22 protein-coding genes and 1 tRNA gene are annotated in these 24,865 nt (G+C 39.4%); 3 read left to right on the forward strand and 20 right to left on the reverse strand.

From position 1 onward, the window contains the following. Nucleotides 1-67: 67 nt before the first annotated feature. The 20 genes from xerD to CD03_RS0117255 all read right to left on the reverse strand — a co-directional run bounded on the left by xerD (nt 68) and on the right by CD03_RS0117255 (nt 22,257). Nucleotides 68-952, reverse strand: a complete 885-nt coding sequence (gene xerD, locus CD03_RS0117160) for a site-specific tyrosine recombinase XerD (RefSeq protein WP_027294700.1) — start codon at nt 950-952, stop codon at nt 68-70. 246 nt (nt 953-1,198) lie between these two features. Then, a complete protein-coding gene (locus CD03_RS0117165) occupies nt 1,199-1,792 on the reverse strand; it encodes a stage II sporulation protein M (protein WP_027294701.1) in 594 nt (197 codons plus the stop codon). A 71-nt stretch (nt 1,793-1,863) separates the two neighbouring features. Further along, a complete protein-coding gene (locus CD03_RS0117170) occupies nt 1,864-2,340 on the reverse strand; it encodes a hypothetical protein (RefSeq protein WP_027294702.1) in 477 nt (158 codons plus the stop codon). A 937-nt stretch (nt 2,341-3,277) separates the two neighbouring features. After that, on the reverse strand, nt 3,278-3,511 hold the full coding sequence (locus CD03_RS0117175) for a hypothetical protein (protein ID WP_027294703.1): 234 nt from the start codon (nt 3,509-3,511) through the stop codon (nt 3,278-3,280). A gap of 80 nt (nt 3,512-3,591) precedes the next feature. Next, the gene (locus CD03_RS36195; RefSeq protein ID WP_052377849.1) at nt 3,592-5,388 is read right to left on the reverse strand and encodes a sensor histidine kinase; all 1,797 of its coding nucleotides are present in this window, start codon (nt 5,386-5,388) and stop codon (nt 3,592-3,594) included. Nucleotides 5,389-5,599: 211 nt separating this feature from the next. Beyond that, nucleotides 5,600-7,141 carry a ribonuclease Y gene (gene rny / locus CD03_RS0117185; RefSeq protein ID WP_027294704.1) on the reverse strand — a complete coding sequence of 514 codons (1,542 nt, stop codon included), beginning with the start codon at nt 7,139-7,141 and terminating at the stop codon, nt 5,600-5,602. Between the two features lie 232 nt (nt 7,142-7,373). Continuing rightward, nucleotides 7,374-7,444 (reverse strand) — tRNA-Gly (locus CD03_RS0117190). A 109-nt stretch (nt 7,445-7,553) separates the two neighbouring features. Continuing rightward, nucleotides 7,554-8,162, reverse strand: a complete 609-nt coding sequence (locus CD03_RS0117195) for a regulatory protein RecX (RefSeq protein WP_027294705.1) — start codon at nt 8,160-8,162, stop codon at nt 7,554-7,556. Between the two features lie 2 nt (nt 8,163-8,164). Then, nucleotides 8,165-9,211, reverse strand: a complete 1,047-nt coding sequence (recA, locus tag CD03_RS33860) for a recombinase RecA (protein WP_044289456.1) — start codon at nt 9,209-9,211, stop codon at nt 8,165-8,167. Between the two features lie 314 nt (nt 9,212-9,525). Further along, the gene (locus CD03_RS0117205; protein ID WP_027294706.1) at nt 9,526-10,506 is read right to left on the reverse strand and encodes a D-alanyl-D-alanine carboxypeptidase family protein; all 981 of its coding nucleotides are present in this window, start codon (nt 10,504-10,506) and stop codon (nt 9,526-9,528) included. Nucleotides 10,507-10,778: 272 nt separating this feature from the next. Beyond that, entirely contained in the window at nt 10,779-11,909 is a 1,131-nt protein-coding gene (locus CD03_RS0117210; protein WP_027294707.1) for a sensor histidine kinase, read from the reverse strand. After that, complete coding sequence (vanR, locus tag CD03_RS0117215) at nt 11,899-12,597, reverse strand: VanR-ABDEGLN family response regulator transcription factor (RefSeq protein WP_027294708.1); 699 nt, start codon at nt 12,595-12,597, stop codon at nt 11,899-11,901. The genes CD03_RS0117210 and vanR overlap by 11 nt, the downstream gene beginning before the upstream one ends. Nucleotides 12,598-12,803: 206 nt before the next feature. Next, entirely contained in the window at nt 12,804-13,469 is a 666-nt protein-coding gene (locus CD03_RS0117220; RefSeq protein ID WP_027294709.1) for an acyltransferase, read from the reverse strand. After that, a complete protein-coding gene (locus CD03_RS33865; RefSeq protein WP_044289457.1) occupies nt 13,469-15,484 on the reverse strand; it encodes a DNA topoisomerase in 2,016 nt (671 codons plus the stop codon). The genes CD03_RS0117220 and CD03_RS33865 overlap by 1 nt, the downstream gene beginning before the upstream one ends. A gap of 20 nt (nt 15,485-15,504) precedes the next feature. Continuing rightward, nucleotides 15,505-16,230, reverse strand: a complete 726-nt coding sequence (locus CD03_RS0117230; protein ID WP_027294710.1) for an ABC transporter permease — start codon at nt 16,228-16,230, stop codon at nt 15,505-15,507. Beyond that, nucleotides 16,223-17,107, reverse strand: coding sequence for an ABC transporter ATP-binding protein (locus CD03_RS0117235; protein ID WP_027294711.1), 885 nt, complete (start codon nt 17,105-17,107; stop codon nt 16,223-16,225). Before CD03_RS0117235 ends, CD03_RS0117230 begins: the two co-directional genes overlap by 8 nt. 196 nt (nt 17,108-17,303) lie before the next feature. Further along, nucleotides 17,304-18,389 (reverse strand): aspartate-semialdehyde dehydrogenase, encoded by a 1,086-nt coding sequence (asd, locus tag CD03_RS0117240; RefSeq protein ID WP_027294712.1) that lies wholly within the window; start codon nt 18,387-18,389, stop codon nt 17,304-17,306. A 185-nt stretch (nt 18,390-18,574) separates the two neighbouring features. Beyond that, nucleotides 18,575-19,954: an argininosuccinate lyase gene (gene argH / locus CD03_RS0117245; RefSeq protein ID WP_027294713.1), complete on the reverse strand. Its 1,380-nt coding sequence runs from the start codon at nt 19,952-19,954 to the stop codon at nt 18,575-18,577. 111 nt (nt 19,955-20,065) lie between these two features. Beyond that, nucleotides 20,066-21,241: an epoxyqueuosine reductase QueH gene (locus CD03_RS39990; protein ID WP_197041670.1), complete on the reverse strand. Its 1,176-nt coding sequence runs from the start codon at nt 21,239-21,241 to the stop codon at nt 20,066-20,068. 107 nt (nt 21,242-21,348) lie between these two features. Beyond that, entirely contained in the window at nt 21,349-22,257 is a 909-nt protein-coding gene (locus tag CD03_RS0117255) for a ComEC/Rec2 family competence protein (RefSeq protein WP_027294715.1), read from the reverse strand. A gap of 334 nt (nt 22,258-22,591) precedes the next feature. On the opposite strand from CD03_RS0117255, the gene CD03_RS0117260 reads away from it, so the two are divergent. The 3 genes from CD03_RS0117260 to CD03_RS0117270 are packed head-to-tail and all read left to right on the forward strand — an operon-like array spanning nt 22,592 to nt 24,847. After that, nucleotides 22,592-23,236 (forward strand): DUF3786 domain-containing protein, encoded by a 645-nt coding sequence (locus CD03_RS0117260; RefSeq protein ID WP_027294716.1) that lies wholly within the window; start codon nt 22,592-22,594, stop codon nt 23,234-23,236. A gap of 53 nt (nt 23,237-23,289) precedes the next feature. Further along, nucleotides 23,290-24,057, forward strand: a complete 768-nt coding sequence (locus CD03_RS0117265) for an ABC transporter ATP-binding protein (RefSeq protein ID WP_027294717.1) — start codon at nt 23,290-23,292, stop codon at nt 24,055-24,057. Then, the gene (locus CD03_RS0117270; protein ID WP_027294718.1) at nt 24,050-24,847 is read left to right on the forward strand and encodes an ABC transporter permease; all 798 of its coding nucleotides are present in this window, start codon (nt 24,050-24,052) and stop codon (nt 24,845-24,847) included. Before CD03_RS0117265 ends, CD03_RS0117270 begins: the two co-directional genes overlap by 8 nt. Nucleotides 24,848-24,865: the final 18 nt, after the last annotated feature.

A 24,865-nucleotide genomic window follows, 5' to 3' on the forward strand; every position in this document is an offset into this window, starting at 1 on the left:
CGGATTTTTTTATCTTAAATAGTAATTTCATTTTTGTTTATATCTTAAATAGTGACATCATTTTTGTTTATCCTCTCGGATGCGCTTTGGCATATACCTCTTTCACCCTGTTTGCATTCATATTCACATACATCTGTGTTGTAGAAATATCCGAGTGTCCAAGCATTTCCTGTACCGCCCTTAAATCTGCACCATTTTGTACCAGATGAAGTGCGAATGAATGGCGCAGTGTATGAGGAGTAATGTCCTTTGTAATGTTCGCTTTGGTGGTATACTGCTTAATCAATTTCCAAAATCCCTGTCTGCTCATGGGTTTTCCGGAGCAATTCACAAATAAACATTCATTTTCACTGTCTTTTAATAATACAGCCCTGCTTTCGGACAAATATTTTTTAAGTGCAGTCTCAGCTGCCTTTCCAAAAGGAATAAAACGCTCCTTATCTCCTTCTTTGCAAAGCACATAGTCCATATTCAGATTAATGTCCTGAACCCGCAGAGATATCAATTCGGATACTCGCATACCGGTTGCATACAGCAGTTCCAGCATAGCCTTGTCCCTGATTTCTTTTGGCGTTGCCCTGCCTGGCTGTTCTAAAAGAAGAACCACCTCTTCCATGGTAAGTACTTCCGGCGCTTTTTTGTCTATATGGGGAGCCTTTATCACATCCGTAGGATCTTTTTCGACCTTATGTAATCCGAACATGTAATGAAAAAATGCTTTCATCGATGCAATATTCCTGGACACTGTTGCAGTGGATAGTCCCTGCTTCTCCAAATGCAGTACGTAAGAATTTAAATTGGTAGACGTAACCTGCTCCGGTTCATTTACTCCCTTTTCATCCAAAAAAGCAAAAAGCTTTTTTAAGTCCCTTTGATAAGACATTACAGTACTGTTCGATGCATTTTTAATTTGTATTAAATAAGTAAGAAATTGTGGTATATCTTGTGTCATGTCAACAGCTCCTAACGGAATTATTCTAAAAAGATAAGAAAAATCAAGGTTACGCGTGTCCCTTGATCTCCCCGCAGCTAATATTATGTTAACATTATAATAATATTCCTGCATAAAATCAAATAGTTTTTTTACACAAAAATACCTAAATTTACAGCAATAGACCTGAAGATACCAGATATCGCCTCGACTCTATTGCTATGTACCACATATGGTAAAAATTCGCCATTATATTTCCTTTTATTTTCAATAAATCTTCAAAATCTGTCTTACGATCCAGGGATTGATATAACTTTCCGTGAATATGCCCAATAACATAACCCCTAATGTTCCCACTAAAAGCAGAACATAGTTCCATTCGAAGGTTACATTTCGATTATGGTTCTTATTTTGAAACCTTTTGATTGCTTTTTCATAAACCGATTTCAAAAATACTAAAAGTGCAGGAATATAAAACAAACAGTGTGGCAGGATTGACGCAATGAAAAACAAAATCCCAAACATGCCGATTTTCAATACGGATAATGTAATTACTACTCCTGCAGAATATCCTAGCCATACCAGAAAAATAAATATACATGGCAGTCCGGCTACAGTATACCCCAATAACCATAGCAGAAGAATCCACTTTAACCTTCTTTCAAGCACAAAGAAGAAGAAACTGTTCAAATCCAGCTCCATATACTTATACTGTCTGATAAAATAATTGCTTAGTATTCCTGTCTGATTAATATAAACATCCCCCGCAAAATTTGTCCAGAGGATCCCCCCCAGAAAACCCAGAAAGAAAACTCCGGCAAATATCCAAAAATGTTTCCCTATCCAATCTATTTTTTTCATCTTTAAACACTCCCGGCCCTTTACTATTATTCTATGCCGGGAATGTCCATATCATAACAAGAAAAGCCAAATCAACACATTACGATAATCTTATCCGGTGTTGTCTGGGGCGGAATACTCCTGGTCGTAGCGCCATAAAATACAATAAGCAAACGATTTCGTAAATTACATGTAAACCGCTGTCCATTTGGAGTCACCACATCTGTTCCACGTCCAACGTTCAGTTTTAAGGAATTGTTCACTGCTTCCAGGCGATTGTTAAAATAATCTACCATTACATTTTCCTGGGGTCTTTTCTCCGTAATTATCACAGCCTGATACTGTGGAGGGTAAATTAACGGAACCGGTAGGTTCGCATCATAAAAAGCAGCCACATTCATGCCCCTGCGCAGTCTCTTTTCATTCACCACATAGGTATTTGGCGAAATTATAAAATTAACCACCCCGTTGTCTGTCAAAATCGACACGATCTGCTGACAGCATTCATTTCCAAACATCCGTATATCCTGGATTACTCCGTATACAGCAACGTAATTAGAATTTTCCATCTAAAACAACCTCACTTTCTGCTTTCATTTATTATATGCCGTGGAAAATAACCTGTGAAGAACAAAATTCGGCAAACATATCTCCTTTTCCCCACTATAAATTTCAATTTTCTGCAAAATTCCCGTAATTTCCTCTTGATTCTTTTCTCTTTTTGTTTTATTATAAAGATGTACAAAACATACGAGGCATACATGTCACGAATGATAAATTTATAAAACACAAAAGACCGCTTATCTTAATAGATATGCAAAGTACAAATGATAAAAACACAAAAGACGAAAAGATTCGGTAAAGTACAAAAGATTTTAAAAAAGTACAGAAGATAACATCAGAATATCTGATAAATTATACAGGATAACTTACAAAAGATTGAGAAATACATAGGAAAACCTACAGATGATTTATTGAGGTACACCGGATAACTTACTAATGATTAATTGAATTACACCAGACAACTTACTAATGATTGATTAAGATACATAAGATAACTTACTAATGATTGATTAAGATACATAAGACAACTTACTAATGATTGATTAAGATACATAAGATAACTTGCTAATGATTGATTAACATACACCAGATAACTTTGCTAATGATTGATTAAATACACCAGATAACTTACTAATGATTGATTAAGATACACCAGATAACTTACTAATGATTGATTAAATACACCAGATAACTTACTAATGATTGATTAAATACACAAGATAACTTACTAATGATTGATTGAGATACACCAGACAACTTACTAATGATTGATTAAGATACATAAGATAACTTGCTAATGATTGATTGAGATACACAAGATGACTTACTAATGATTGGTTAAGATACACCAGATGACTTACTAATGATTGATTAAATACACAAGATGATCTACATAAGAGAAACAAAGACAGCTGATTTAGCTGTCTTTTTATTTGCTATACTTTATGCAATTTCCTGAGATTCTGTTGAAGCTAAGATAATCTGTTCTATCTCTTCCAGGGTTTTCCCGTTTTCTACCATAAGATTATATAGTCTGCCAACTTCTTCTTCTCGCTTTTGCTGTTCCAATGTCTCTTTTAATGCCAACAACTCGTCCAGTTTTCTACTGGCCTTTGCTACCTGCTCGTCTACATTTCTGATCTGTTCATCCAACTTTCTTCTGGGTCCTCTTGCCATTTTACACCTCCTATGGTTATTTATGGTATTATTATATGCCCGCCATATTCATTTTATGCGTAAAATTCCAACTGATGACATCATCTTTTATGGATCAGAATCGTAACCACAGTCCCCTTACCCAATTCACTTTTAATGGTAAGATCACCTTTACACTGTGCCTGCAGCCTGTTTTTCACATTTTCAATTCCAATGTGGGAACGTCCATCTTCTTTTCTATGATACATATCGAATCCTGCCCCGTCATCAGACACAGTAATGATTATTGTATCTTCCCCATTCTTTGTTGAAATCGTAATCGTTCCACCCTCTGCCTTTTTTGTCACACCGTAACGAACTGCATTTTCTACTATCGGCTGTATCGTCAAAGAAGGTAATTCAAAATCATATGTTTGAATATTGTAATGAACCTTTAGCCGACTGCCGAACCGCAGCTGTTCCAATGCCAGATAGTTTTTAATGTGATTCAGCTCCTTATGAAATGAAATGAGAGAGGAACTGGTCAGCGAATCCAGATTCTCCCGCAGAAAACCGGCAAACTCTCCCACCGCCTGCTCTGCCCTGACCGGATCAATCACACACAGTTGTTTGATAGCCGTTAAGGAATTATAAAGGAAATGGGGCTGGATCTGACTAATAGCAATAGCAATACGATTTTGTGCAAGCTCCACTTCCAGTATTCTGGCATTTTTAATATCATTTATATTTATCTGTATGCAGCGCAGCATATAAAAAAATTGAATCAGCATAAACAAACCATACGAAATTTTTGTCATAAAATAAGTTGGTGTATAATTGGTGAAGTAATTTACCACATCAAAACCACATAATAGTAATACACTGCTTACCAGCAGCAAAAATTTAGCCTCTGAATTTTTATAAAAAACGGTTTCATATACAAGGCATCCAAAAACAATCACAATGCTGATTCCCATTATTACTAACAGTGGACTAAGCAAATCATATCCATCATATATCCCCAATCCCTGACAAATCAGATAACAAACCGCAAAACCGATTTGTATATAGACACTGATTATCAATGGAATTCTCGTCTTACCACTCAAAAATTCCAGAATATACATACAAAAAAGTGGCATGACCATAGACAGGCAAATCATACTTAATATATTATTAAAAATATTGTAAGGAATGATCAGCGATATAATTTTAAAGTCGAAGAAAAACCACAAGCCGCTTATGATAGCTAAAAATGCAAAATAAAAAGGTCTTCTGGAAAAAGGCGTTTTCATAACCCGGAGGAAAATTAAGATAATCAGCAAAAGACACCCTAAAAGGAAAATGCCCCCACCCAGGAACACCGATAATCCTACTCTGGGAAAAATCGCATGAAATAAAACTCCGGAATCTCCGGACAATATTTGTTCTATGAAAAGGTTATATACAGTCTTCACATTGTTTGGATAAATATTTTCAAGCACAATTCTTATCTCATCACTCGTTTTGATACCAGGAGAATTGAATATATCCCATGTATTTCCAGGAGATTTAGAAAATCCAGGATAAGTTCCCGGTTCACCAAAAGAATAGATTTGATTTTCATCTTTAAATATTTTCACTTTGATATTAGGAATCCGAAACAGCAGGCTTTGACTTTCTTTAATCTCCTGGTCAAAACGTCCTGTCAATGTAACTTTACTGCTCTGATTCGCATCTATAACAGTGCCTTCTCTGAATTCTTTCGGTGTCAGATCAGAATTACTTTGATAAGTACCGGTAAAGTAAACCCGTTTCAGGTCATTCTCAAGATGTTTAAATTGCTTTTCTTCATGTAAGGTATATGTTAAAAAACACATTGCGTAAATCAGCAAAACACCTATTAGGATTGCCAATGACTTTTTTGTCCGAGTTTCCAAGTATATCCCTCCCTCTGTTCAGAAAGCATTTCATATAACATAACATTCTTTACGACCATTTTTATCTTTAAAGATAAAAAAGTGCATCATCGATAATAAAATTATCGTGACACACTTTATATAATAACTACATAGATTAATAAGTAATCGTACTTCTTTTATATCTGGAATACGCTGTATTTTAAGCTGCTATTGCAGCTGCACAGGATTCCTATTTCGCATAATCAACTACACGACTTTCACGTATAACGCTGACTTTAATCTGTCCAGGATATTCCAGTTCAGCTTCTATCTGCTTTGAAATATCTCTCGCCAACAGCACCATGTCGTTATCACTGATTACATCCGGAACTACCATTACGCGAATCTCTCTACCCGCCTGAATTGCAAAAGACTTGTCTACCCCTTTGAAGGTATTTGTAATATCCTCTAACTGTTTTAATCTGTTTGTATATGTTTCCAGAGTCTCTCTTCTTGCACCCGGACGCGCTGCAGAAATAGTATCTGCTGCTTGTACAATACATGCAATTAAGGATTCTGGTTCTACATCGCCATGATGTGATTCTACTGCATTGATGACTGTAGCGGACTCTTTATATTTCTTACATAAGTCTGCACCAATCTGAATGTGTGAGCCTTCAATTTCATGGTCAATGGATTTACCAATGTCATGCAATAAACCTGCGCGTTTTGCCATTCTGACATCCACGCCGATTTCTCCTGCTAATAGACCTGACAATTGTGCCACTTCTATGGAGTGCTTCAAAGCATTCTGGCCATAGCTGGTTCTAAATTTCATTCTTCCAAGTAAACGTACTAACTCAGGATGGATGCCATGTACACCAACTTCCAGAGTTGCCGATTCACCTTCTTCGCGAATCATCGCTTCTACTTCTTTTTGTGCTTTTTCTACCATTTCTTCAATTCTAGCCGGATGAATTCTTCCGTCTACAATTAACTTTTCAAGTGCTATTCTTGCAACTTCTCTTCTAATTGGATCAAAGCCTGATAAAATTACTGCTTCTGGTGTATCATCGATAATCAAATCTACACCGGTCAAAGTTTCTAAGGTACGAATATTTCTACCTTCTCTACCAATGATTCTTCCTTTCATTTCATCATTCGGAAGCTGTACCACAGAGATTGTTGTCTCTGCTACGTGGTCTGCAGCGCATTTTTGAATGGCTGTGACAATGTACTCTTTTGCTTTTTTGTTCGCTTCTTCTTTTGCTCTACATTCCATTTCTTTAATCATACGGGCTGTATCGCTTTTTACTTCATCTTCAACAGTTTTTAAAAGATAATCTTTTGCTTGTTCGGAGGTTAGGCCTGAAATTCTCTCCAGTTCCTGTACTCTCTTTTCACTAATCTTTTCAATTTCAACACTCTTTTTCTTTAACTCTTCTTCTTTTGCTGTTAATCCTGATTCTCTGCGTTCAATTGCATCCGCTTTCTTGTCAATGGATTCTTCCTTTGACAGTACTCTTTTCTCATAACGCTGTAACTCTGCTCTTCGCTCTTTTGTTTCTTTGTCGAGTTCATTTTTCGTCTTTAATGACTCTTCTTTGGCCTCAAGTAAAGCTTCCCGTTTCTTCGTCTCCGCAACTTTTAATGCATCATCTATTATTCTTCTTGCTTTGTCTTCTGCACTGCCGATCTTTTCTTCGACAATTTTCTTTCTATATGAAATAGCAGCAAACCAAGTAATAATAGTTATAATCACAATGATTACAACAGCAATGACAAACCACATTGCACTCGGCACAGGAGCACCTCCTTATTAAATTTTCATTGTACAAATACAACATACTAATTTTATACTATTTTCACAAAGAAGTCAACATAAAACATAGAAACCTTATAACATTGACCAAATTTCCTTTTTTGATTTAAAAACAAACATTTTGACAAGAATTCTTAGCAATTTTTTCCGGTAAAGTGCGGCACAAAACAAAAAAAGCGCCTGTAAATCAGGCACTTTTACAAGCAGATAAGGGGAGTCGAACCCCCCTCTTCGGCTTGGGAAGCCAACGTTCTACCGATGAACCATATCTGCATATTATTAGTATAGCACGAATTATTTAAAAATCAAGAAAAATTTCAATAAAAAGCACTCCATTAAAATGACTATAAAGTCTCAATTGGAGACCGCTGGCTGGCGGTCCCTAATCATATTCTCTTCCACGGATAACTTTGCTGATATCACTGGCCTGAAATCCTTTTCTCATTAAGAATCCATAAAGCCTGTTGATCTCTTTGGGGTCTGCCGTTTCTAAATCCACTCTCTTCTTAGCCACCCATTTACGGATCTGTTCTGTCTCGTCTTCCGGTTCCTTTTGTTCATAAATACTCTGGATCTGTTCTTTGGATATCCCTCTTCGCAGCAAGTCCTGAACGATTTGCTGTTTACTCTTGCTTCCTGTTCTTCCATCAATATAATATTGTGCGTAACGGTTGTCATCAATATAATGAAGATTCTTTACATAATCGATTGCCCTATTAATTGCTTCTTCCGGATAACCGCCCTGCTTTAATTTTGTTCGAAGCTGATATTCAGTCCGGTCCATGGATTTCAGCAAATAAATACACCTGATCTTCGCTCTTTTTGTCAGCACTTCATCTATAATTTCACGATAGGTTTCATCGCTGATTTCTTCATCTTTTTTTATCTTATAACGATACAGCTCGCCTTTGTATAACACAAATGCAAGCTGTTCATCGATATATACACGGCTTTTCGCTTTCGTAACCGCTTCTATATTCGTAATAATCATCCTTAATCCTCAGTAACTTCTTCCTTCACAGGAGCTTCCGGCTCAGAGCCTTCTGTCAATCCGTAATTCACTCTTACTTTTTCTTCAATCTCTGCAAGAATCTCCTGATTTTCCTTCAAATATGTCTTGGCATTCTCACGGCCCTGTCCAATTTTGGCATCATTATATGCATACCATGCACCGCTCTTATTGACAATTCCCAGATTTGCTGCTAAATCAAGAACATCTCCTTCTTTTGAAATCCCTTGTCCAAACATGATATCAAACTCTGCTTCCTTGAAAGGAGGTGCAATCTTATTCTTTACAACTTTAATACGTGTTCTATTTCCCACTACTTCGCCGCTTTGCTTTAATGCTTCAATTCTTCTTACATCTAAACGAATGGAAGAATAAAACTTTAATGCTCGTCCACCGGTAGTTGTCTCAGGACTTCCAAACATAACACCGACTTTTTCACGGAGCTGATTGATGAAGATTACAATACAATTTGATTTGCTGATTACCGCAGTCAATTTACGCAGTGCCTGTGACATCAGACGAGCCTGCAGACCTACGTGGCTGTCTCCCATGTCTCCATCAATTTCTGCCTTAGGTACTAATGCAGCTACGGAATCCACAATAATAATGTCAACTGCCCCGGAACGTACCATGGTCTCAGTGATTTCCAAAGCCTGTTCTCCATTATCCGGCTGTGATATATATAAATTGTCAATATCTACACCTATATTTTTAGCATAAGCAGGGTCTAACGCATGTTCTGCATCAATAAAACCTGCAATTCCGCCTATTTTCTGAACTTCTGCAACCATATGTAAAGCAACTGTGGTTTTACCACTGGACTCAGGTCCATATACCTCTACGATTCTTCCCTTGGGAATACCGCCTAAGCCAAGAGCAATATCCAGGCTTAGAGAACCGGTTGGAATCGTCTCTACATTCATATTTACGCCGGACTCTCCCAGCTTCATAATAGCCCCTTTACCAAAATCTTTCTCAATCTTACCAATTGCCGCATCCAGGGCTTTTAATCTATCTTCCTGCTGTCCCATAACATTTATCTCCTTTAATTTGCAAACTTATGTTCGTTTTCTATACCCATACTATTATATTTCGGTCAAAATGTCAACCATTATTTGAAACAATCTAAGCCATTTTCAAAACAATTCAAACCATAAGCGCCACCCCATTTACTTTTATTTTTCTGCATTGTGAAAATCGGCGAAAGTGCCATTGATAATAAGAATTTGTGATAGCTATATGCATCACGAAATGAATATTCTCATATCATATATTAATCTGCGCATATTGTCAATTGTTTTTTTGCATTTTAAATTAAATGTTATCGGTTTGGGAAGCTTTCTGTTCAGTTTATCTGTCCCAGCTGATTATAGACAAAGCGGGCATCTTCCACATGAAAGGGATCTGTCTCATGGCTGCCTTCGGCTCCCGCGGTAACAAGAACATATTCTCTCCCATTTACTTTAGCCAGACTTGCAAGGCATAGACCTGCCTCATCTGTAAAACCCGTCTTTCCTCCCTCTATCTCTCCTCCGCTGATTTCTCCGGAATCCACATATGGCGACAATGTGCTGTAGAAGGTAATTCCTTCCGGATGCAGATTCGTTGCCGGTACAGAATGCATAAAAGAAGTAAATACCGTGCGGAAATTTTCATTTTGCAATGCGTGTTCCAGTAAAATAGCCATATCTTTCACAGTGGTATAGTGATTGACGTCATGGAGTCCGGTTGTATTGCTGAAATGGGTTCCTGTCATCCCGTAATCAGATGCTTTCTGATTCATGATTTCAATAAAAGATGATTCACTCCCTGCAGCGTAGTCAGCCAGTCCGATACTGCATTCCGCACCGGAGGGCAGCAGTGCCCCGTAGATCAGGTCTATGGCAGAAACTTCTTCCCCCGGTGAAAATCCTGCCATAGATGCCCCTTCTTCATATAATGAATCAAATTTGTCTGGCTGAAGTGTAACTGTCTGCTGCAGATCTCCTATGGTTTCTATTGCCGCAATTGCTGTCATAATCTTTGTCAGGGACGCAGGATAGATTTTCTTATCACTTTCTTTTTCAAATAATATTTTCCTGCTCTGCAAGTCAATCAGAAGCGCTGAGGCACTATAAAGCCTGTCTCCGTCAATATCTAATCCGCTATCTTCTTGGTTGCTTATTAACTGCATCGTCTCATCTGAATCCACTGTTTTACTGCTGTCTGCCTCCTCCCCCAAATAGCTGTCTGCCAATTTTTTCATTCCAAATGCACTTACCATTAAAAGTATTGCTATACAAATGATCTGCAGACCATAATGCCTTCTTCTCTTTCGTCTTCTCATGAATACACACCTCCGTTTTCTTCTTGCTTTTATAGTAACAGCAAGCATAGAAAAGTGTGTAAAACCAGACTTAGGACTCCATTAACATTTTCCTGATACTTCCTTTGCATCTTTATCAGTACTTCAGGAATCCTAAATAGTATCATAATAAAAAATTAAGGGTTTACTTCTCCATCTGACCGCTTACATAAAAACAAGAACATTTCACCAAAGCTGTTTCCCGGTTACTCCGGTTACTTCGTTTAAATGTTCTCATTTTTAATATTCCCGTACTATATTACCATTAATGGCAGTTCTACCGAAAAAGTGGTAAAAATTTCATCGCTCTGTCCATAAATTTTACCTCCGTGTGCCAATACAATTTCTTTTGCAATGGCAAGCCCCAGTCCGGCTCCTCCCGTATTGCTGGATCTAGCCGAATCCATACGGTAAAACTGTTCAAATATTTTCATGAGCATGTCATAAGGGATCTGGTCACCCCGGTTGCGAAACGTGATCAGTACATTGTTTTCTAATTTTTCTGCTTTAATTTCAATAATTGTATTTTCATAACTGTAGGCAATTGCATTTTTAAGGATATTATTAAAAACCCTTGCCAGTTTATTTGGATCCCCTTGTATCAACAGGGATTCATCTGCGTCCACCCGGGCACGCTTATTCTGTTCCATCAAGACCGGATAAAACTCCTCTGCCATCTGCATCAGCATATAGGCAAGATGGATCTCTTCTTTTTCCAGTTCAATGGACTGCATGTTAAAGCGGGTTACATCAAACAATTCATTAATCAGCTGTTCCAGCCGGTATGCCTTTTCCAGCGTTATCTCCATATACTTGGCGCGCTGTTCCGGCGGCATATCCGGTAATTCCAGCATCAGGTTCATATAACCAATTACTGAAGTAAGCGGCGTTTTGATATCATGCGCCAAATATACCACAAGGGAGTTTTTCCGCTGCTCTGCCTCAAATACATCTGCCGCGCGTTTTTTTAAAGTTCCTTTGACCTGATTCATTTCTGCTTCCATGAAATCCAGCTCGGGTGACAACCGGATTGGTTCTTCGGATTCCTGCAGCAGTTTTTTCATGCCCTGGCGGATTTCATCAAAATAGCGTGTGAACTTCAGCAGTGCGATATAAAATAAAATCAGAATTAATATAATAAATCCAGCCATCATCAGATAATCTTTGATATTGCGAAACACTTTCTGATAGACATTCACAGCCTCCATATAATCCAGATCAAATTTATTCTGGCACCAGGCAACAAAGCCTTCCGCAAAAGGTTCCTGTAAGATGCCGTCGATCACCATATACTGCAGGCAGGCACCTATTAAGATTGCAAATAATGCAACAATAAAAACCTGCTTTACAATCTTTCGTTTCAGCCTTGCAAACTCATTTTTCAATTCGATATCCAACTCCCCACACCGTTTTAATATATCTTGGATTTTCAGCGGAATCTTGCATCTTTTCCCTTAGATGCCTGATATGCACCATTATTGTATTGTTACTGTTGGAAAAATATTTATCGCCCCAGACCTCCTGGAACAGTTTATCTGCGCTGACTACCTTCCCCTTATTTTCGCATAGAATCCAGAGGATTGAAAATTCAGTAGGGGTCAGTGATATTGGTTTTTCATTCAAAATACATTCCCTGGTGCTCTTATTAAGCTCCAGACCCGAAACAATAAGCACATTATCCTGACTTTCATAGCTCCCCTGATTATAGCGTGTAAACCTGCGCAGCTGGGCTTTTACCCTGGCTACCAGTTCCAATGGCCGGAAGGGTTTTGTCATATAATCATCTGCCCCTAGAGTCAGACCCGTAATTTTGTCAATCTCATCTTCTTTTGCAGTTAACATGATTACCGGATAGTTATGCTTTTCCCTGATCTTTCTGCAAATTTCAAAACCATCTCCATCAGGCAGCATCACATCCAGTATTGCCAGATCAATATCTCCTGATCCAATACATTCAAGTGCCTCTTTCGCTGAGTAAAATTTGTAAACATTGAAATTTTCATTTTTTAAGTAGACCTCGACCAGATCCGCTATTTCTTTTTCATCATCTACAACTAAAATATTCTCTGACATATCCCCATCATCCTTCTGCTTAGAATCGAATAGCCTGGACAATTAAGTCTAGGCTATCATTATTTTAGCAAAGAATCCGTTGGAATGTCTTAATATTCCCACACGATAATTCTTAAAATAAATTAAGAAAAACCCCGGTTTATCCGAGGTTCATCACATAACGGGCAATTTTTACTGACTCATTCTGAGTATCCCGCTAAAATACATTAAAACTTCTCTGCAACTTCCCCACGTTTCTTATAAATACTTCCTCCATGCACAACCCCGCGCACAGAAGACAGGGGATAAATATTAGTATTGCTTCCCACTACCGTACCAGGATTTAAGATAGAGCCGCATCCAACCTCTACATTATCACCCAGCATTGCTCCGAATTTTTTCAGGCCGGTGGAAATCTTTTGCTCTCCATCTTTTACAACAACCAGTGTTTTATCTGATTTTACATTTGAGGTAATGGAACCTGCGCCCATGTGAGATTTGTAACCCAGGATGGAATCACCCACGTAATTATAGTGAGGCACCTGAACTTTGTTGAATAATACAACATTTTTCAGTTCGGTAGAGTTCCCTACAACGGCACCTTCGCCAACGATAGCATTGCCTCTGATAAATGCGCAGTGGCGCACTTCAGCATCTTTACCGATGATTGCCGGTCCGTTAATGAACGCTGTAGGAGCAACTTTTGCTGATTTTGCAATCCAGACATTTTCTCCACGTTTCTCATACTCTTCTTCACTCAGGGAATTTCCCAGTTCCAGGATAAAGCTGCTGATCTTAGGAAGAACTTCCCATGGATATTCTGCTCCCTTAAATAATTCTTTTGCAATTGTTTCCTCCAGGTTATAAAGGTTTTTAATCTTACATGTTTCCATTATTTTTGACTTCCTTTCTTATAATATTGTGCTGCCGCATCAAAATACTGACGCAGTGCATATTGATAGTTGGTTTTTAATACCCCTTCTGTTCTGGATCGTATGAAGTTATCCAGTTTTGTCATATATTCATCCGGTGTGATCTCCCCATCCGCCACATAATTCAGACCCTTTTCCCAACTGGCGGTTAATTCCGGATTCAGCAGTGAACGGATTGACGCATTTACTACATCAAATATCATCTCACCCAGTAATGAGGGCGTCAGTATCTGCGTTTTTTTATTTAATGCTATATATTTATTCCCTATGAGTTTTTTCAGTATCTCTGCCCTGGTAGCACTGGTTCCGATTCCACTGCCCTTGATCTGGGAGCGGAGTTCTTCATCTTCGATCAGCTGCCCTGCATTTTCCATTGCCAGAATGATGGAACCGGAGTTGTATCGTTTTGGCGGTGAGGTTTCTCCTTCTTTAATCTGCAGCTTATCTACATTTAACTGGGCGCCTTTTTTCAGATCCTTTAATGCTTCCAGCATGGCTGTATCACATTTCGTGTCATCCTCCTGCCCTCCTGAGTTCTCCTCGGGCTTTTTCTTGCTGAAGGAATTCTCAATTACTTTCAGATATCCCTCTGAAATCAGTACTTTAAAACTGGAAAAGAACTTTTCTCCCTGCATCTTTGTAGTCAGGTTGATTTTCTGATAGACTGCAGGGGGATAAAAAATACTTAAAAATCTTCTGACGATTGTCTCGTAAACATTTACCGCATTACTATTCAGGGAGCGAAGTGCACTGATCCCCTGCCCTGTTGGAACGATTGCATAATGGTCTGTAATCTGCTTATCATTTACATATCTTGTCTTTGCGATATTTTTATAACTGCTACCGCCTAGAATCTCTTCGGCAAACTCTTTCACCATAGGTATGTTACGCAGTCCTCCGATATTTTTATGAATTTCTTTGGCAACTGCCGTTGACAATACTCTGGCATCCGTTCTCGGATAAGTTACCAGCTTTTTTTCATATAATTCCTGAACTACACGCAGCGTTTCATCCGGACTTATTTTAAATAGTTTTGAACATTCATTCTGTAGTTCCGCCAGGTTGAATAACAGCGGTGGATTTTTATTTTCCTTTTTCTTCTCAACGGCATCTGCCACTGCGGTTAATGGCTGTTCCACACTAAGTTCGTCAATTAATACCTGGGCCTCTTTTTTTTCTTTAAATCCATTTTCTTTATATAATTTAGGGGACAGATAATATTTAGAGCCTTCTACTGCACGGAATTCGCCGTCAAATACTTTTCCATTATAATTTATGGTATTAAGAACACGGTAGAACGGCGTTTTCACAAATTCCCTGATTTCCCGTTCCCGTCTTACAATCATTCCAAGTACACAGGTCATTACCCTGCCCACCGATACAACCGTATATTTTGTATGTAAATAATTTGAAATGGCATTCCCATATTTTAAGGAAAGCAGCCTGGAAAAATTAATTCCCATCAAATAGTCTTCTTTTGCCCTCAGATAGGCTGCCTCTGACAAATTATCATATGCAGATAAATCTTTTGCTGTTTCAATACCCCGCAGTATTTCTTCTTCTGTCTGGGAATCGATCCAGACCCTTTTTCTGGCTTTCCCTTTTACATTTGCCATCTGCTCTACCAGACGATAGATATATTCTCCTTCCCGCCCGGAGTCAGTACAGACATAAATGGTATCGATATCTTCCCGGTTTAACAGACCGCTTACAATTTTAAATTGTTTTGTTACAGAAGGAATGACCTCGTACAGGAATTCATCCGGGAGAAATGGCAGAGTGTCCAGACTCCACCTTTTAAATTTTACATCATATACTTCCGGATAACTCATAGTCACCAAATGGCCAACACACCAGGTCACCACCGCCGTGTCAGCCTCCAGATATCCATCATGCCTGGATGTTTTTATCTTCAGTGCCCTGGCAAACTCCTGAGCTACACTGGGTTTTTCTGCAATATATAAAGCTTTTGACATCTATAAATCCTCATTCCCCATTACAGGGGCAAATCTCTCTTTTCAAATATTTTTATTCCTATAAAATACATAGCCCAGCCGCCAACAATTAAGGCCGGAAGCATCCATAGGATATTGACATTGATCCTCAGAATATATTCGGTATGGAATAGTGAAAAAAAGGTACCGTATTTCAGAACCTCCATACGATCATCCATATCTGATACGATATGAACTATATAAAAAAACGCTATGATAATACCGGAAAAAAGCCATGCTCTCCCGGCTGACCGACACGTACAGGACATTAAAAAACAAATTCCACTGACAAAGATATGAAGGCAGAATGCCCCCAGATTCAACAACAGAAAAGATGTAATATCACAATTTTCCACGAATTGATACAAACCGCCCGCTACCCCAAGAACCGAAGTAAAAATAAACATAACTGCCAGATATGACACCAATGTGACTGCCTGGGTACATAAAAGCCTCGATCTGCTGTTGGGCGTTGCCAGATAATATGCCATTGTTCCCCGATCCACTAAATGAGCTGTCAAACGTCCCGCCATAATAATGCTGTATACGGAAGGAACAATGAAAAAGGTAAATTCACTAAAATAGGATGCTAAAAATCCTGCTGATGTATGCCCTTCGGTATGAAGCCCTAGGGCTGCCAGCATTCCCGACAAAAGTATTGCAAGGAATGCAAGGAAAATTACATAATTTGATTTTATATTCTGTTTTAATAATGGAAAACTAAGCATGCAGCTGACCTCCGTAAAAATGTGGAAATATCTCTTCCAGGCTTTGGACTGTCATTTCCAGATTCGTCACTTTGTAGTCATTGAGTGTATGAATCAGAGACATCATCTCACCTTTTACATTGACAATGATCTGTTTTTCCTTAATCTGAATTACCTCAAATGGCTCTTTCATAAATCGAAACACTTCCTGCTGGTCGGCAAATTTAATAATATAATTCTTCCGCTGGTCTGCCCTCAGGCTTTCAATATCACTGATATTTACCAGGTTTCCATCTCTGATCATCCCTACACGGTCACAAACTCTGTCTACTTCGTCAAATACCTGGGAGGTCATAAAAATTGTCTTTCCTTTTTCCTTTTCCTCCAGCATCAGCTCAATAAACCGTTCCTGCATCAGCGGCTCCAGACCCACAGCCGGCTCGTCCAGAATCAGCATTTTCGGATCATGCATAAACGCACTGATAATCTGAACCTTTTTCCGGTCTTCCTTTGACATGAATCGTATCTTCTCCTCCATGTCCAGTTCAAACCGGTCTACAAGTTCAAATGCCCGCTCCAGGTTCTTCATTCCCCGCATGGCACCCATCAGCCGTATGAATTTGTTGCCTGTCATTTCCTTAGGAAGCCCCGCATTTCCCGGCAGATAGCCGATAAATCCCTGAATATTGTCGGACCATTTACAGGTATCTTTCCCATTTATCACACATTTCCCTTTCATAGGAGCCATAAATCCCATCAAAAGACGGATAGCTGTAGTTTTGCCGGCACCTGCCGGCCCCATCAGGGCAAAAACTTCTTCATCTTCTACTTCCAGTGATAAATCAAATACTCCTTTTGTTTTCCCGAATTCTTTTGTTACATTCTTTATCCTAATCATTTATATCCCACTCTTTAACCCTTTCGCTTTGTCCGCAGACAAAACTCTGTTATTAATTGTAAGATATAATGCGGCAAAAAACAAGTTAATTTTCTCGAAACAGGAGGATTACTTATTGCCAAAACCATCAGGACACAAAAAAACAGCATTTAGAAGTATACTCTTTTAAATGCTGTTTTCTACTGTTTCATACTGCTTATTTTGCCTGTATATATCCCTGAGCTTTTAATAGTTCAGCGCAAAGTACTGCACCGCCTGCTGCTCCACGCACTGTGTTGTGGGACAATCCTACGAATTTATAATCATATACGGTGTCTTCCCTCAGTCTTCCAACTGAGACACCCATTCCGTTCTCAAAATCTACATCTGCTGTTACCTGTGGGCGGTTATCCTCTTCCAGATACTGGATGAACTGCTTTGGTGCACTCGGAAGTTCCAGTTCCTGAGGCAAGCCCTTGAAATTCACTAATTTTTCAATTAACTGTTCTTTTGTCGGCTGTTTTTTGAATTTTACAAATACAGCTGCTGTATGTCCGTTTAATACCGGAACACGGATACACTGGCAGGTAATCACTGGTGAAGCTGCTTTTTTGATTACACCGTCTTCAATATTTCCCCAGAGTCTTAATGGTTCCTGCTCACTTTTTTCTTCTTCTCCGCCAATATACGGAATAATATTTTCTACCATCTCCGGCCAGTCTTTGAAAGTCTTTCCGGCACCTGAAATAGCCTGATAAGTAGTAGCTACCACTTCATATGGCTCAAACTCTTTCCATGCGGTAAGTACCGGTGCATAACTCTGGATAGAACAGTTTGGTTTAACTGCTACAAATCCTCTGGTTGTACCAAGACGTTCTTTCTGGAATTTAATTACTTCAAAATGCTCCGGATTAATTTCCGGCACTACCATCGGTACATCCGGTGTCCATCTGTGTGCACTGTTGTTGGATACAACCGGAGTTTCTGTCTTTGCATAAGCTTCTTCGATGGCTTTGATCTCATCTTTGCTCATATCTACAGCCGAAAATACAAAGTCTACGCCAGATGCCACTTTTTCAACTTCATTTACGTTCATTACAACGATATTCTTAACTGCTTCCGGCATCGGTGTGGTCATTTTCCATCTTCCGCCTACTGCTTCTTCATATGTTTTCCCAGCACTTCTCGGGCTTGCCGCAAGGGTTACTACTTCAAACCATGGGTGATTTTCCAATAATGAAATAAATCTCTGTCCTACCATACCGGTAGCGCCTAATACGCCTACTTTTAATTTCTGACTCATTTTAACATTCTCCTCACACAAATTATTCTTACAAAAAACGTGCTTCCGGCATTTTTCCGGCAGAAAGTTTTTCATAAATTCAAGGGCCAAATGGACATTACAGCAGGTTGTGTTTTTCTACCACGTACATTTGTCTTTCCTTTGAACAATAGTATACCATTTTTCCCGAAAATGCAAGTACTTTTTTAATTTTTCAGCAAATATTCTTTTTCCAGGGCGATGACTTTCTTCATTGCTTCTTCAGAAGGAGCACCGATCGTTATTCTCTTTTCCACGCAGGTCTTCATGCTGATTGCTTCATAGATATCCTCTTCAAAAACAGGGCTGATCTCTTTGTATTCCGAAAGGCTCATATCATCCAGCGCTATATTTTTTTCAATACAGTAGAGTACCAGACGTCCCACGATCCCATGGGCATCACGGAAAGGTACGCCATGATTTACCAGATAGTCTGCTGCATCCGTAGCATTGGTAAACCCATTTTTCGCACTATTTTCCATAACTGCTTTATTGAACCGCATGGTAGCTGCCATACCGGTAAATAATGCAATACAGCCCTTGACGGTATCGATTGCATCAAAGGTAAGCTCTTTATCCTCCTGCATATCTTTATTATATGCAAGGGGTATTCCTTTCATTGTGGTCAGAATCGACATTAGCGCACCGTAAACACGGCCAGTCTTTCCCCGTACAAGTTCTGCAATATCCGGATTTTTCTTCTGGGGCATAATACTGCTTCCGGTACTGTAAGCGTCATCCAGCTCCACAAACTGATATTCATTAGAATTCCAGATGATAATTTCCTCTGAAAAACGGCTCAGATGCATCATGATTGTAGACATGGCAGACAATAATTCAATTACATAATCTCTGTCAGCCACTGAATCCATACTATTTAAAGTAGGTCCGTCAAATTCCAGCAGTTCAGCCGTGTAATCACGATCCAGCGGATAAGTAGTACCAGCCAGTGCACCGGAACCCAGTGGGCAATAATTCATTCTCTTATATATATCAAATAACCTTAACCGGTCTCTTTTGAACATTTCAAAATAAGCACCTACATGATGAGCCAGGGTAATGGGCTGTGCTTTTTGTAAATGAGTAAATCCCGGCATATAAGTCCTGGTATTCTCTTCCATGATTTTAAGCAGCGTATTTAAGAGGTTCTTCAGTAATGCATCCATCTCTAAAATCTCGTCTCTGGTATAGAGTTTCATATCCAGGGCAACCTGGTCATTACGGCTTCGCCCCGTATGAAGTTTCTTACCTGCATCTCCAATACGGTCAATCAGGTTTGCTTCAACAAAACTGTGAATGTCTTCATACTGATCCGTAATTTCCAGGGTTCCGTTTTCCACATCTGCCAGGATACCATTTAAGCCCCCGATGATTTCTTCCTTTTCTTCCGGTGTAAGAATTCCCTGTTTTGCCAGCATTGTCACATGTGCTTTGCTTCCTTCGATATCCTGTTTGTAAAATTTCCGGTCAAAGGAAATTGATGCATTAAAGTTATACACTAACTGATCTGTTTCTTTGGTGAAGCGTCCGCCCCATAACTGTGCCATAATATTTTCCTCATTTCTTTTTCTTTTATCTGTATGTCCGCATAAATCTGCCGGATTTGCCTATAAGTCTACCATAAATTCTATATTTATACAATATTTTTGATTGTATATTCACTGATTATCTCTTTCTTTTTTAGAAAAAATACAGCCGCAATAATCCTGCCGGTAAAGTCCGTACTGGCCGGAAAGTGTGATGGATCTTTTATATCCGTTTTTCTTCTTAAAATCAGATACCAGATACGGAACCTGTATTTCAGCCGCCAGGCGTTCTCCGATTTCGTTTAGCTTCACTGCATTTTTTAAAGGACTGATGGACAATGTAGTGGTGAAATAATCATATCCCTGTTCTTTTGCAATCCGTGCTGTTTCACGAAGCCGCAACTCATAACAGGCATAACAGCGCTCCCCGCCCTCTCTGATTTTTTCAAGCCCGTGAATACCGCTGTAAAATTCCTCCTGCTCATAGCGTCCCCCGCAGAATTCTACCGGATACTTCGCCGGAAGGCTCTGAATAAAATGCTGTTGTTCCAGCACTCTTTTCTCATACTCCTGCTGTGGATAAATGTTAGGATTATAGTAGAATACGGTAATTTTAAAATAATTTGAAAGATATTCCAGAACATAGCTGCTGCAAGGGGCACAACAGCTGTGAAGCAGCAAAGTTGGAACTTTATCGTCTCTCTTGATCTTCTCTATTTCCTGATCCAGTTCTTTCTGGTAATTTCGTTTCTTCTCTTCTCTTGCAAATTCCGTGATATTTTTTACAAATTCTGACTTTGCAAAGGTATATCCATCCCTGTCATGTTCATATTCTTTTTTCAGTCTATCCTTGAGATCTGCATACTTTGCCGCAGCGTCTGAATGAATCCGAAGATAATCCCGAAAATAGATTTCATCCCAATCTCCCTGGTAGCGTATGTGCAAATGATACACTTCCCTTTCAAATCCCAAGGGCGTATAGCCTTTTTGGAACATCATATGGGGTGCAGGTTTATGGGGCTGGGGTGAATACATATATCCGGCCTCTTTCAGATTCGAAATGAGTAAATTCAAATCGCATTCTTTTTTTATTTCCAACAAGATATCAACGGTTGGTTTGGCACGCAAACCGTAGACCGAAGTACTTCCTATATGATGAATTCTGGCTGCGTTATTTTTCCCTGCAGCATTAATGATGATTTCCTGTTCTTTCTGGTACCAGTCCTTCCATTCAGGATTATAATCCTCCAGTACAATGGGGAATATTTCCCATAACTCTTCATTTGACATTTCCTGCAGATTTTTCATAAACTCTCCTTATCTCCGGACTATTTCTGATAATCTCCGGCTTCTCTTAATCACTTTCTGATGTTGGTAGTCCATAAAGTTTCTATTCCCAATAAAGACGCAGGTAACTATTTTAACTTTACCGTTCTCCTTGAAGAACCATAGGTTATAATCCTGCTTCCCTGCTTTTTCAAAACGGATATATTATGTTTCACAGCCGGGAATTTACGGAGCCAGGAGGGCGCATCTATAAATGTTACCCGGGGCCTCACCGCCTTGAAGAACCGTTCTCTCTTATTATTATTTCCATGATGGGGAGCCTGTAAATAGTTAGACCTAAGTTTCTTCCCGTACTTTTTCACCAGCATATTTGCACGCCTGGAATTAATATCCCCGGTAAAAATCATACTTTTTCCATTGTAGGCAGCTTTAAATACAAGGGAAGAATCATTGCAGATATCCTTGCTGGTTTTCTCTAATCTGCCATCATAGGAACTGAAGAACTGGAGGCTGAGTCCGGAGATATCTATCGTATCCCCTCCTTTTATGTACTGAAGATTTCCGGCACCGGACATGATGCCGTTAAACTCTTCAAATATGCTGTATTCATCCCACTCCTGGGCATATTTCTGATAAACTGCCGGATTAATCTTAGGGGCTAAAACCTTCCGGATACGAATCCCCTGAGGATTGGATACGATTGCATTAAAAGCTCCCACATGATCCGGATGGGGATGGGTGATAATCCAAAGATCCACATTGTTACCAAGCCTTTGAATGGCACTGCGTACCCGGGATTCGTTTTGTTTCCATCCACCGTCTATGACGATTAATTTTCCTTTACGATTGCTTATGGTATAGAACATAGACTGACTTCCATCACTGTCACTGCCGTACTGCTGAACAGTCCACGCATTTTTACTGGCGGCTCTTCTGTCCGCTCTGCGCCCTCCCCTGCCGGCTGCTGCTGCGGTTATGGAAAAGGAGCATAGGATTACCAGGAATAGTGTAATAAAGATTTGTTTTTTATATTTCATAAATCAACTCTGCTTTCCAGAGTCTGTTTAAAATCCCGGATATTACTTGTTCCAAAATACCCGTTCTGGTTTAGTGATATTTTAAACAGGCTCTAATATGGTTTTGGTAGTATGAGGAACACCAATTATCATTTTCTGGTTTATTGATTTGGCAATTATATCATTAAATGGGATAAAGGGCAAGAAATGTGGGGAGGTTTTGGGGAGAACTTATCGTAACTTTATCCTGATTTGGATGTAAAAGTCTATACACGTATCTCTTCTTATGCTAAACTAAAATACAAGAATACTACCTTTTTACCTACATTAAATATTTAATTAAGGAGAACTATTTATGGAAATAAAACAAAAAAATACTGACAACTATGAACTGGTCTTTGAACATGACCGTCAGATTTTCCTGCACATGGATTTTAAGAAACTTGCACTTAGAACCGGGCTTGCATTTTCCGGGGATGGACAATACCTGCTGCTGCCGGTTCTGGATAAATGCTATATGGTCAGTATCTCGGACGGAAGCATCTTTGACCAGGCTTGTCCGGATCTGGAAATTCCGGTGCATACCCGTTTGCTGCTGATCCACTATCTGATTTATGCCAAAGATACTGCTGCAGTTACCGGAGAGGAAATTCCCTTTCATTCCATCCGCGGTGTCAGCCACTTTGAGGCTGCTTTTATTCGCGAGACAATTCCGCCCCTGAAGAAAGCATTTGAAGGGCATACAGACCGGTTTATACAGGCCGGGAAAGCACTTCACGGTACTATCTGCACTTATGGGGATGCGTCGGTACGCCTGCAGCTGTTTCCCCTGATTGCCATTACCTATATTCTCTGGGAGGGTGATGATGAGTTCCCCATGAATATCAATGTGCTTTTTGATAAAGGCATTACAGACTGTACCCATCCAGAAGATGTTCCTGTCCTGGGTTCTTATGGTGCAAAACAATTGATTGAAGCTTCTCTTACTCTGAATTCTTGAACATTTCGGCGTCATTTTCATACACTATGATATAACAATATAGGAGGTACGAAATGCAGACCTTATTAGAACTAAAAGACGTGAACTTTTCCTATCATAGTGTAAGCGGAGAAACTTATGCTTTATCTGATATCTCCTTTCAGGTGAATGACGGCGAATTCATCGCTATTGTCGGTCCCAGCGGTTGCGGCAAATCTACTCTGCTTTCCTTAATCAGCGGACTCTTAAAGCCTGAATCCGGTTCCATTCTCCTAAATGGGAAAGATGTAAAAGAAGCTCATACGAATATAGGCTATATGCTCCAAAAAGACCATTTGTTTGAATGGCGTACAATTTACCGCAATGTTCTCCTGGGTCTGGAGATTCAGAAAAAAATTACAGATGAAAGTAAAGCAATGGTTGACCAGATGCTGAAAGATTATGGATTATACAAATTTAAGGATAAAAAGCCTTCCGAACTATCCGGCGGAATGCGTCAGCGTGCAGCACTGATTCGTACACTGGCACTGCAGCCGGAACTTCTGCTTTTAGATGAACCTTTTTCTGCTCTTGATTATCAGACACGCCTATCCGTATGTGATGATATTTCTTCTATTCTAAAGAAAGCCCACAAAACCGCTATTCTGGTTACCCACGACCTGTCGGAAGCAATCAGCGTTGCAGACCGCATTATCGTTCTTACCAAACGGCCGGCAAAAATCAAAAGCATTATACCGGTTCATATGAGTATCGAAGACCGTACTCCAATGAAATCCCGAAACGCTCCTGAATTCAAAGATTATTTCAATCAAATCTGGAAGGAGCTGAATGTAAATGAATAACGCTTCTGTCAATCAAAAAGAATATTTAAAACAGCGGCTTCACCATAAACGCATGGTAACAATCATGCGGATTCTTATTTTAGTACTGTTTATTGCGCTTTGGGAAATCACTGCAAGACTTGGCATCATCGACAGCTTTATTTTCAGCAGCCCCTCACGGGTATTAAATACCTTTATTTCCATGGTTCAGGATAAATCCATCTTCCTCCATGTTGGCGTTACGCTAGCAGAAACACTGATCAGCTTCGCTTTAGTAGTTCTGCTGGGAATCGCAACTGCCGTACTGTTATGGCTCAGCAAAAAACTTTCTGAAATATTAGAACCCTACCTGGTCGTTTTAAACAGCCTTCCAAAATCAGCGCTGGCTCCACTTTTAATCGTATGGCTGGGTGCAAATATGAAAACAATTATTGTAGCCGGAATTTCGGTAGCGATCTTCGGTACAATATTAAATCTATATACCGGATTTAAAGAAGTATCTCCGGATAAAATAAAATTGATTTACACTCTGCAGGGCACGAAAAAAGACGTCCTGCTGCGTGTCGTTCTTCCAAGCACCATTCCTACCATTATCAGTGTCATGAAGGTAAATATCGGTCTTGCCCTGGTTGGTGTGGTAATCGGCGAATTTATAGGTTCCAAGCAGGGACTTGGCTACCTGATTATATATGGCAGTCAGGTTTTTAAGTTGGATTGGGTTATTATGAGCATTGTTATACTTTGCATTATCGCCATGGGACTTTATAAGATTATTAACTTTGTAGAGAAGTCTTACCTGAAAAACTTATAGAAAATATATAACCCCCCT

The sequence above is a fragment of the Robinsoniella sp. KNHs210 genome, assembly GCF_000686105.1.
Taxonomy (GTDB): Bacteria; Bacillota; Clostridia; order Lachnospirales; family Lachnospiraceae; genus Robinsoniella; species Robinsoniella peoriensis.